Here is an 11,573-nt window from a genome sequence, read left to right as displayed (position 1 = left end):
GCCTACTTTTGTATTTGTAATGTCATAACCTTTTACTTCTGTTTGATATCCGTCTACTGGCTGTTCTTTCACTTCATACTTGTATGCTACTCCATTCGCATCGTATGCTTGGAGATTTTCGAACGTGTACTTCCAGTTTGTTGCTTCACTTACTTCTTTCGTGTCTACCACTTTACCGTTTTGTAGTAAGTCGACTTTGATTGTACTTGGACGATCTTTCGCATTATCGTCTTTCCACGTCTTCGTTCCTTCTACTTTCGTTTGGCCTACTTTTGTATTTGTAATGTCATAACCTTTTACTTCTGTTTGATATCCGTCTACTGGCTGTTCTTTCACTTCATACTTGTATGCTACTCCATTTGCATCGTATGCTTGGAGATTTTCGAACGTGTACTTCCAGTTTGTTGCTTCGCTTACTTCTTTCGTGTCTACCACTTTACCGTTTTGTAGTAGGTCGACTTTGATTGTGCTTGGACGATCTTTCGCATTGTTGTCATTCCAAGTTTTTGTTCCTGTAACGGATGTAGTTTTCACTTTATTCGAAATCGGCAACTTAATTCCGTTTACATCACCTGATTTAACTTCAAAATCTACTTTTGCTTGAGGATCAAAATCAATATAGTTTGGAGCTGAAACTTCTTGCACATAATATTTTCCTGGTTGTAAATTAGTGATTTCGATCATACCTTGTCCATCTGTTGTATATACATCTCCAACTTGTTCACCCGACTCTTTATACAACTTAAATGAAACATTTGATATTACTTTTTCTTCATTTCCTTCAATATATTTAACAATTCTTAGCGTTCCTTTTGGAACCTTGTTACCTTCTGCACCACCGCCAGCTGTCATATTTTCGACTTGGTAACTACCCGACTCAGAAACTGGGTCTTTGTATAGAATTTGGTAATCAATTTTATAGTCATTCTTAAAATATTCTTGTTTCTTTCCGCTTTCCGTTATAGTAGTTGTATAACCAATCGTAAATGCGGTAGCATGTGCTTTATCCTTATAAATCACAACTTTAAATGAGTTATCACTATTAAACGTAATAGTTCCATAACGTTTAGTTACAAATTCTTGAAGTGATAAGGATGAACGGCCTGTGTAATTATCAATAGTTATATAGAAACTATCTTTATTAAGTGTTTGACCTTCTTGTAAGCTATCAGTCACAACAATATCACGACTTAAATATTCTTTGTTTAAGTTTATATTCAAGAACCAACGCACTTCATTGTCCTTACCTGAGAGCATATCACCAGTTTTATAAAAAAACGGTTTCTCTCCAGGATCTGTACCACCACCACCGTTTGGACCGGTAATTATTACAGTTTGCTTATCTAAATTTGTACCAAAATTGGTTTCAACCTCTTTCTTTTGATCATTTCCTACATTAGTAGCTTGCACTTTAAAGTTTAGATACCCTTTAATATTTTGATAGTTATTCACTTTATCATTAAATGTACATACCACAGTACCTGCAGTAACTGTACAAGTACCATAATCATCTAAATTAAACGTTGTATCTAATCCTTTTAATTCTGGAGGCAATGTTAATGTTAGTGTGTCTCCAGGTTTCAGCCTAACTCCATTTTTTTCACTGAAGTTTATAGTTACTTTAGTCACTTCTCCGCTCTGTAGATCTGTTTTACCTATCTTAAAACTATCCACAAGTCCTGCTGTATTTAACTCTTGTGCATTTGCTATTATAGGCATCAAACTCTGACCTATAGTAAATATAAAAATCATTATAATTGAGAAAATCGAAGTGATTCTTTTTAAATACATGCCCTATGTTAACCTCCTTATGAATTACAATATAGAAAAATTTTGGAATAAACAGACTGTAGCAAAGCCTCTATTATTCAATGTCATTGCGCTATTTTACTTACATATTTTCAATAGCCATTATCATCTTTTTCTCTTTCTTCACTCCTCCCATTGCTTAGAAACTTAAAATTTAACTTTTATATAAATTCATCTAATTTTTTCCAATACATCTAAACGGTGAAATTTCTGATCTGTACGATTTAACAAGGACAAATAAGCGAATGAACGAACAATAGAACAAATTCAAAGTCAGGAAAAGGAAATTTAAAAAGCCTTCATGACAATCATTCGTCTTATTATGCAAGGGTATTATGTCGTAGAGATTGCAAAACTTCTTCACATTCATCACAAAATGATTGCTATGTACGTAAAAAATTTAGCGTGGGCAATATGACGAGCTATTTCACAACAAATATGCATCTAGTCAACTTCCATACTTATTCCCCTGAAGATGAACAAGCACTGCAGCGTATGACACAAGCCGAAAAAAATCGCAGCTTTAAAACGTGCTAGTATACTAAAGAATGTCATTGAAGATACGTTTTCTGTGACCATGAATCGAGGTGAAATCAGTCATTTGTTAAAGCGTCTTATGTTTAGATACACAACCGACCTACACACTGAAACAAACTGACAAGAAAAACAAGAAGTATTTCAACCTCAGCGTTATAATAAGTATTATTTGTCTATGTGGATGAAAGTCATATTCTCCAAATCTGAATATAGTAGAACAAATTTTGGGGTAATAAAAAAAGAGTGTAATTGCCAACCGAGTTCATACGCATCGTACAGAAATACGAAAGTCGGTCTTTTCATTTTTGGAGTATATAAATGAGTGTCGAGAAAATGTGCTTCGCCTAATTGGTTCCATGTCTATGTCGAGGAATTAAACTAAACTTATATATACGTTTCATCTACTTGATAAGAATCGTTAGTTTTTCTAAAAAGACAATAAATCCAAATGTTAAAATATTGACATATCTATATAATTGATGATAATATCGAATCTGAGAGATTTATATCCTTTCATTACTCTTATCAAATCACAAAAAATTAAATTGTACCGCATGTACTGTATAAATTCATTTTGATTTTTCAACACATAAGTCGCTGCTATGCAGAACAAAGCATGACCTGGACCCTGCGTTTTCTCGCTTTGTTTTCACCCTTGCATGTGGCAGAAAAAGGCCTCGATCGCCTCTATGCATGGCCAGATGCTCTCGCCTACCTAAAAAAGAGGGTTTTTATGTCGTTTTTTAATTTGTATTTATATATTTTAGACATGTAACCCCTAGTTTCTTGACTAGGTTGGAAGTTTTCAAGATTACTTACTAATAGTTTAGACTCTTGGTTAGATGAAGTGTTATTTTAAATATTTGGCGTAGCTGTAGCAACATCATTTGCAACAATTAGACAATTTTCTAATCATATCCCCTCCCGAAAAAAGAAATCATTCCCACAACCTATTATTCTAAAACAATTACAAAAAAGCAATAATCAAGCACTATTTCCCATTTTTTCTTATCAATATAACACATTTTTGACAAATATATTTAGAATAGAAAACTGAAATCGATTTCTTAAAGATGGCTTTTTATCGTTTTTCTGCTTAAGCTTTCCAAAGTTCTTATTTCTTTAATATCTGATCAGCCTATAGACTGATCAGATATTTTTATATCAACTTGTAATCACTTCTAACGTAAAGGGGTATTTTCCCTTTTATCTCGCATTAACGAGCAGTAAGACCCCGATTGGGCGGGCTAACCATCAGTGGGAGATGAAAAAGCTCTCCACTGATGGAAGTTTCACTTTATTCATTACATCTTCTCTGGTGCAGATACTCCAACTAATGCTAATGCATTTTGCAGTGTAATACGTACTGCACGCATTAAATCATAACGAGCTTTACTTAATTCTAAATTATCTTGGTTTAATACTTTTTCTGCATTATAGAAGCTATGAAGCGCTGCCGCTAAATCAAATGCATAGCTTGTAATGCGGTGCGGCAGACGTTTTTGTGCTGCTTCTGCAACTGCTGCTGGGAATTCGCCTAGTTTCTTTAATAAGTCTACTTCTTTCTCAGAAGCAACAAGCTTATAATTCACATCGCCGCCTGCAGCTAAGCCGAGTTCTTCACCTTGACGAAGAATACTGCATACACGTGCATGTGCGTATTGTGCATAATATACAGGGTTTTCATTTGATTTTGATACCGCTAAGTCCATATCAAAGTCTAAATGAGAGTCACCGCTGCGCATTGCAAAGAAGTAACGCATTGCGTCCACGCCTACCTCTTCCATAAGCTCACGAAGTGTAACAGCTTTACCTGTACGTTTACTCATTTTTACTTTTTCACCATTTTGATATAATTGTACCATTTGGATGATTTCTACTTCTAATGTATCTTTATCATATCCAAGCGCTTGAATTGCTGCTTTCATACGAGGAATGTAACCGTGGTGGTCAGCACCCCAAATGTTAATTAATTTATCAAAACCACGCCCTAATTTATCACGGTGATACGCAATATCTGGCGTTAAGTATGTGTAAGAACCATCATTTTTAATTAATACACGGTCTTTATCGTCGCCGTAAGTTGTAGAGCGGAACCATGTTGCGCCCTCTTCTTCAAACACTTCCCCGCGCTCTTTTAATACTGCAAGAGCTTCATCGATTTTACCGTTTTTGTATAGTGATGTTTCAGAATACCAAACATCAAAGTTAACGCGGAAGCTTGCTAGGTCCTTTTGAAGCTTTTCTAATTCATATTTTAAACCGTACTGACGATAGAACTCATAGCTTTCTTCTGCATCTGCATGCACGTAACGATCGCCAAATTCTTCTGCAAGTCGCTTACCAATACCGATAATATCAGCACCGTGGTAACCGTCTTCTGGCATTTCTTTTTCTAAACCTAACGCTTGCATGTAACGTGCTTCAACAGAAAGCGCTAAGTTATGAATTTGGTTACCCGCATCATTAATGTAATACTCACGAGATACATCGTAACCTGCTTTTGCTAATACATTACATAACGTATCACCAACTGCTGCGCCGCGTGCATGTCCTAAGTGAAGGTCACCTGTTGGGTTTGCAGATACGAACTCAACTTGTACTTTTTCACCTTTACCTGCGTTTGTTTCACCATAAGCTTCACCAGATGTGATAATCGTTGGAATTAAATCTGTTAAATAGCTGTTATCCATGTAAAAGTTAATAAAACCAGGGCCAGCAATTTCGATCTTTTCAATAGAAGCTTTTGCTTTATCAAAGTTTGCAATTAATTCTTCTGCAATCATACGAGGTGCTTTTTTTGCTACACGTGCCAATTGCATCGCCATGTTTGTCGAGAAATCACCGTGTGTTTTATCTTTTGGTGTTTCTAATACAACGTTTGTAATTTGTTCTTCTGTCGCTAATTCTGCTTTTACTACAGCAGCTTTAACTTCCTCTTTAATGAGTTCTTTTACTTGTTCTAAAGAGTTCATTATTTTGCCTCCTTAAGATTAATGGTAATTGTATATCGGCCTGCTTCTTGTTCACTTAGAAGCAATGCATACGTTAGAAAGAGTTGTCCCTTTTTCTTTTCTTCCGACCATTTAAAAAGGACGTTATCCGTTTTCGTTTGCAACGCAAACGTTCCAAGTTCACTCGTATACGTTCCTGTTGTCCACTCACCTTTTTTATGAGTTTGGCGCATCGAAACAGCACCCGAACGCATAATAAGAACTTGATCATCTTGGATTTTAATAATTGTCTTCACTTCGCCTTGTTCGTTCGGCTCTTGAAACGTTACATATGTACTTTGACCTTTTACATAGTATAGACCATTTACATCAAAAGCAATAGTTTCCTTTCGAACTCCCTCACGAACTTCCGTTACAAATTGAACTTGTACTGGTAAGCCTGCAAGTTGCTTTTCCACGTCCTGCACACCTTTCAAAATGTTATAGATATTACATAAAACTTATAATAAATCACTTTTCCTATCATATCAAAAAAGTGCAGTTTCTGTCTGCTGAAATATTAGGAAACCTAACAAAAGCTGTATTTCAAAAAACAATTTATAACCATTATCCTTGTAAAACATTAAACCCCAAGTTCATTATAAACTTGGAGTTTTTATTATTTCTTCAGCTTTTCTAGCACTTTCACTGGTACTTCATTCTCCCGCGCTTCTGCCCAACCTTTTGCTTGGCTACCTTTTGCATAGATTTTCAAATATTCTCCACGTCGCAGTTCACGATTTATCATTTTTTTTACAACTTGCTTATTCCCTTCTCTATCATAAGCAGTAAAGGCATACAAATACTGATCCCCTTTTTTCTCACCTTGATTTGTGACAGCATAACATTCCTTTACTTCCTTACTTGAAAAAAAGTTATCTACAAAGGCTTGCACACCTTCTGTTTTTGATTGTAAATAAAAGGCTCCTGCCCCGCATAAAATAACAAATACTGTTACAACTTTTAACATCATACGCATAAAGCTTTTCACCTCTTACATAATACTTCCTTATATTATCTTCAGTATAAAATGTACAAAAGATAGTCTCTATCGATTTCTCTTACACTTTCCTTACATCATTGTAAGGAAAGTTAACTATATAAATCGAAATTTTAAAAACGACATAAAACCATTCTTTTTTGATAGGCCAGAGCATCTGGCCATGCATAAAAGTGGTCAGGTCCTTTTTCTGCCACATGCGAAGTTTAAACAAAGGGAGAAAGCAAGTGCAGGATCCTTTTTTCTACATAGCAGCAATCTATATGTTGAAAAATCAAAATGGATTTATATAAAAACAACACAAAAAAGACTATTTCAAATTCATTCGAAATAGCCTTTTTAGAAAGCTTACTTTCTAGCTAATTTTGGTAATTAGAATACTCGGTAGCTTCGCTTTTATTTTTATCTAGCTGCGCCTCCTAGGCCCTCGCGTCTAAGAACCTTGCCCGCCAAAAAAGTAAAGAACACTTTTTGCAAGAAAGAACCTTAGCCACCAGGCCTAAACAGTCGGCTTCACTTTATTTTTGCACCCATCCAAGTAACATTTCGCGCACAAATTTACTTGCTGCGACCGGTGTTTGATCACTGTGATCATATACAGGAGCTACTTCTACTAAGTCTGCTCCAACTACGTTTATATTTGAATTTGCAATTGCAACAATGGAATCTAATAGTTCTTTTGATGTGATACCGCCAGCTTCTAATGTTCCTGTACCAGGAGCATGAGCTGGATCTAATACGTCAATGTCAATTGTGACATAGACTGGGCGTCCTGCAAGTGTTGGCAATACTTTCTTTAATGGTTCTAATACATCAAATTTGTATAAGTTCATACCAACTTCTTTTGCCCATTCGAATTCTTCTTTCATACCAGAACGAATACCGAAAGAATATACGTTTTCTGGGCCAATTAAATCGCACACTTTACGAATTGGTGTAGAGTGAGATAAAGGCTCACCTTCATAAGACTCACGTAAATCTGTATGAGCATCCATGTGGATGATTGCTAAATCTGGATATTTTTTGGCCATCGCCTTAAAAATTGGCCAAGACACTAAGTGCTCACCGCCAAGACCTAGCGGAAACTTACCAGCATCTAATAGTTTTGTTACATATTCTTCGATCATGTCTAAGCTACGCTGTGCATTACCGAAAGGAAGCGGAATATCACCAGCATCAAAATATTTAACTTCCTCTAGTTCACGATCTAAATATGGGCTATATTCTTCTAGTCCAATTGATACTTCACGAATACGTGCTGGGCCGAAACGAGAACCTGGACGATAACTTACTGTCCAATCCATTGGCATCCCGTAAATAACTGCCTCAGCATCTTCAAAACTTGGATGACTTTTAATAAATACTTTACCTGAATAAGCTTCATCAAAACGCATATTCTTTTCCTCCTATCTGGAACTTAAGGTATCCCAACCTTTCATTTTGTCTCAAATTTGGAGCCATTTGCTCCTCTTTATCGATTTACCACGTTCTTCTTACTTTCTAGCTTCAGTGGCTAGAATGCTCGGTGGCTTCGCGCCTTCCTCTGAGGCAAAAAACGCCTCTCTCTCAGGAGCTCCATCCCCCTCTCATTCTGAGCGAGCCACTTCCGCTTTTCTTACTGTCCAGCTCCGCCTCCTAGGCCCTCCCGTCTAAGAACCTTCCCCACGAGAAGGCAAAAAGCCCCTTCTGTGGGAAAGAACCTTAGCCATCAGGCCTGAACAGTCGGCTCCGCTTTTCTTACTTAATTAAATCTCCAACAAATTTCGGTAATACAAACGCTGCTTTGTGAAGTTCTTTTGTGTAATATTTCGTTCCGATTTCGTGGAAACGCTCTTCACTTACTTCTAGTGGATCATGCTTCTTAGATCCAATTGTGAATGTCCAAAGTCCGCTTGGGTATGTTGGAATGTTTGCTGTGTATAAACGTGTAATTGGGAAAATTTCTTTTACGTCTTTAAACACGTTTGAAATTAATTCTGGTGTGAACCAAGGATTGTCCGTTTGCGCTACGAAAATACCATCTTCTTTTAACGCTTTAGAGATTCCAGCATAGAATCCTTTTGTAAATAAGTTTACAGCTGGGCCTACTGGCTCTGTAGAATCAACCATAATTACGTCATACTCATTTTCACTTTCAGCAATGTGCAGAAAGCCATCGCCTACTTTTACATCTACGCGCGGGTTTTCTAATTCACCAGCAATTTCCGGTAAGTACTTTTTAGAGTACTCGATTACTTTTCCATCAATTTCAACAAGTGTCGCTTTTTTCACACTTGGGTGTTTTAATACTTCACGAATAACACCGCCATCACCGCCGCCAACAACTAGAACGTTTTCAGGGTTTGGATGTGTAAATAATGGTACGTGCGCTACCATTTCGTGATATACGAACTCATCCTTTTGTGTTGTCATAACCATGCCATCTAAAATAAGCATGTTACCGAATTCTTCAGTTTCAACCATATCAAGCTTTTGAAATTCTGTTTGCTCCGTATGTAAAGTGCGGTTAATACGCGCTGTAATTCCAAAATGCTTTGTTTGTTTTTCCGTGAACCATAGTTCCATTGTGCGATCACGCCTTTCATTGCAATTTATAATGTGGACACCATTAATGTCCCCTAACAAAAATAAAACAAAACATATAAAATGTATAGTTAAAAATTATAAAAATACCGTAAATATATTTGAAACAAGTTGTTTTTGTTCGTATATTTGGTCAATTATGTATAAAACAGTAAGAAACCCCTTTCCTAGGAAAGGGGTTTTCTCTCATTTTCTCGAATCGGCAGACAAATCATCACACATCCAACTAGCGCAACAATTCCTCCTACTAAAAACGGACTTTGCGGTGAAATCACGTGACCGAGAATTCCAGATAAAATTGGTGCAATTGCTCCGCCTAACCAACGAACAAAGTTATATACACCAGATGTGATAGATCTTTCATAAGGCGAGATATCCATTACGTAACTTGTAAATAATGCATTATTAAGACCAGATGCTAGTCCTGATAAAACGATAAGTGCAATTTGTAACCACATTACTTGTACGAAGAATAATAAGATTAAAAAGCCAGCAAACACAAGTAAACTATAACGCAGTAACATTTTTGGTTCGTATTTCTCTTCTAATCGATGAGCAAGTTTAGCAGAACCATACGCTAATGCAAGACCCCAGCCGCAAAAGACGAACCCAAGCTGAATAGCAGATAAATGTAAAATAAGCGGTGAATACGCCAAAACAACAAAGAAAGCATAGTAATATAACATCCCGGAGATGGCACCTTGCATGAAAGGTTTATACTTCACCAAGTTAAGTAATTCTTTCAATCCAGCTGACTGACGTTTCACTTTGCGCTCTGGTTCTTTTACAAAAAAGAAAACGAGAATAAATGCTAAACCAATTAAAACACTTGTCGCAAAAAATGGATAACGCCAAGAGTATCCACCTAATAAACCACCTAACAACGGACCTCCCGCCATACCTAAACCAATCGCAGCCTCATACAATCCAACTGCTTCATGCACTTCTTTGCTGAGCGCAATTAATAATGTCATCGCTGTCGCAAAAAACATCGCATTTCCTAAACCCCAACCAGCACGAAAAATGGATAACTGTGCAATGGTTTGTGATAATCCGCAAATACATGCAAATACGGTTACAACCGCAAGACCGATTGTCATCATACGCTTATCACCAAACCTTGCTGCAAGAAGCCCAGCTGGCAGCATCATAATGGCCATCGTTAAAATATAAGCTGTAAATAACATTTCTACTTGCCAATGCGTTGCACCAATTTTCTCTGCAATGATTGGTAAAATTGGATCGACTACTCCAATGCCCGAAAAGGCAAGAAACGTAGCAACTACTGTAATGAGTCTTCCAACTCGTTGTTTACTCTCCATATGAATCATTCTCCTCTTGTTTCTTCTAAAAACTTCGTTGCTCTTTTCAAGCTATGTTCTAATTCTTCTTTCACACGCTTCATTTGTAACATTTTCTTGTCTAGCGTCTCAATTTGATTTGTCAGCATATTTGCTATTTCGTGAATAACTTCTCGGTCGCGCGGATTATCGCTATTTCTTCTTTGCTCCATCCGTTCTTTAAGCGATAAGAAATACTGCATTTCTTGAAGCGTAATCCCTAATACTTCTTTCGCTTCTACAATTTTTTTTATTCTCTCCACATCTTCGTCCGTATATAAGCGAATATTTCCTTCGCTGCGCTCTGGTGGATGAATTAAACCAATTTCCTCATAATAACGAAGAGTTCGCTTTGTTAAACCAGTTTGTTTTGTAACTTCCTCAATTTTATACACGTCTATTCCTCCTCCTTAACATTATTACATTTTACGTTAACGTTAACTTTTATGCAACTATTACACCTTTGTAAATTCTTCCTACAAAGGTTGTCTTTTCAATCGTTCAGTTTCATAATTGAATTAAAAAAATGAGAAGGAGAATTCATTATATATGAAACAACCACTTATTTTTGCGCATCGCGGTGTGAGAAGTACACACCCAGAAAATACTATGATTGCTTTTCAAGAAGCCGATCGCGTTGGTGCGCATGGCATTGAGCTTGATGTACATGTATCAAAGGATGGAGAAATTGTTGTTATTCACGATGAAACTGTGGACCGAACGACAAATGGAAAGGGTCTTGTCTGTGAACAAAATGTCCGGCAGTTACAAGCGCTTGATGCTGGTAGTTACAAGGATTCTTCTTTTCATGAAGCAAAAATTCCAACGCTTCGCGAAGTGCTCATTTGGCTTTCTACAACAACACTGCAATTAAATATTGAATTAAAAACAGATGTCATTCGTTATCCTGGTATAGAAGAAAAAGTCGTAGATCTTGTTCGTGAATTTCATCTTTCTAATCAAATTGTATTTTCTTCGTTTAATCATGAATCGGTTGCTCTCCTTGCAGCTTTAGCACCAGAGATTCCCCGTGCAATTTTATACGATGAACCGCTCGCCGATCCAATTGCTGAAGCAAAGAAAAGACAGGCTAATGGCCTCCATCCAAACTTTGAATTACTCACAAAAGAATTTGTACAAACAGCCCAGCAACAAGGATATGTATTCCGTCCTTATACAATTAATGAATACGAAGACTTACAAAAGATGATAGATTACGGCGTTGATTTCATCATTACGGACTGGCCAACACGTGCCTTTGAGCTTCTTTCTTAATAAGAAGCTCTTTTTTATATATATACAAATCGAAAA

9 protein-coding genes are annotated in these 11,573 nt (G+C 36.7%); 1 reads left to right on the top strand and 8 read right to left on the bottom strand.

All coding sequences use genetic code 11. From position 1 onward, the window contains the following. The 8 genes from ACIGHG_RS07415 to ACIGHG_RS07380 all read right to left on the bottom strand — a co-directional run. Positions 1-1,791, bottom strand: a 1,791-nt coding sequence (locus ACIGHG_RS07415; protein ID WP_396547856.1) for a Cna B-type domain-containing protein, incomplete at its 3' end; no start/stop codon positions are given. 1,859 nt (positions 1,792-3,650) lie between these two features. Beyond that, the gene (gene argS, locus ACIGHG_RS07410) at positions 3,651-5,321 is read right to left on the bottom strand and encodes an arginine--tRNA ligase (RefSeq protein WP_396547854.1); all 1,671 of its coding nucleotides are present in this window, start codon (positions 5,319-5,321) and stop codon (positions 3,651-3,653) included. Then, the gene (locus tag ACIGHG_RS07405; RefSeq protein WP_336471863.1) at positions 5,321-5,758 is read right to left on the bottom strand and encodes a YwiB family protein; all 438 of its coding nucleotides are present in this window, start codon (positions 5,756-5,758) and stop codon (positions 5,321-5,323) included. Before ACIGHG_RS07405 ends, argS begins: the two co-directional genes overlap by 1 nt. Before the next feature lie 200 nt (positions 5,759-5,958). After that, positions 5,959-6,318 carry a YxeA family protein gene (locus tag ACIGHG_RS07400; protein ID WP_336471862.1) on the bottom strand — a complete coding sequence of 120 codons (360 nt, stop codon included), beginning with the start codon at positions 6,316-6,318 and terminating at the stop codon, positions 5,959-5,961. A gap of 539 nt (positions 6,319-6,857) precedes the next feature. Beyond that, entirely contained in the window at positions 6,858-7,733 is an 876-nt protein-coding gene (speB, locus tag ACIGHG_RS07395; protein WP_090916150.1) for an agmatinase, read from the bottom strand. Positions 7,734-8,076: 343 nt separating this feature from the next. Then, positions 8,077-8,904, bottom strand: coding sequence for a polyamine aminopropyltransferase (gene speE / locus ACIGHG_RS07390; protein ID WP_396547851.1), 828 nt, complete (start codon positions 8,902-8,904; stop codon positions 8,077-8,079). A gap of 185 nt (positions 8,905-9,089) precedes the next feature. Then, a complete protein-coding gene (locus ACIGHG_RS07385) occupies positions 9,090-10,244 on the bottom strand; it encodes an MFS transporter (RefSeq protein ID WP_396547849.1) in 1,155 nt (384 codons plus the stop codon). 5 nt (positions 10,245-10,249) lie between these two features. Continuing rightward, positions 10,250-10,657, bottom strand: coding sequence for a MerR family transcriptional regulator (locus tag ACIGHG_RS07380; RefSeq protein ID WP_396547847.1), 408 nt, complete (start codon positions 10,655-10,657; stop codon positions 10,250-10,252). A gap of 154 nt (positions 10,658-10,811) precedes the next feature. Between ACIGHG_RS07380 and ACIGHG_RS07375 the strand changes: the two genes are divergently transcribed. Next, positions 10,812-11,537, top strand: coding sequence for a glycerophosphodiester phosphodiesterase (locus ACIGHG_RS07375; RefSeq protein WP_396547845.1), 726 nt, complete (start codon positions 10,812-10,814; stop codon positions 11,535-11,537). The last annotated feature ends 36 nt before the right edge of the window (positions 11,538-11,573 follow it).

Origin of the sequence: Bacillus sp. NPDC077411 (assembly GCF_044543425.1) — a bacterium.
Taxonomy (GTDB): domain Bacteria; phylum Bacillota; class Bacilli; order Bacillales; family Bacillaceae_G; genus Bacillus_A; species Bacillus_A bruguierae.
This window is presented reverse-complemented; position numbering and strand designations above follow the sequence as displayed.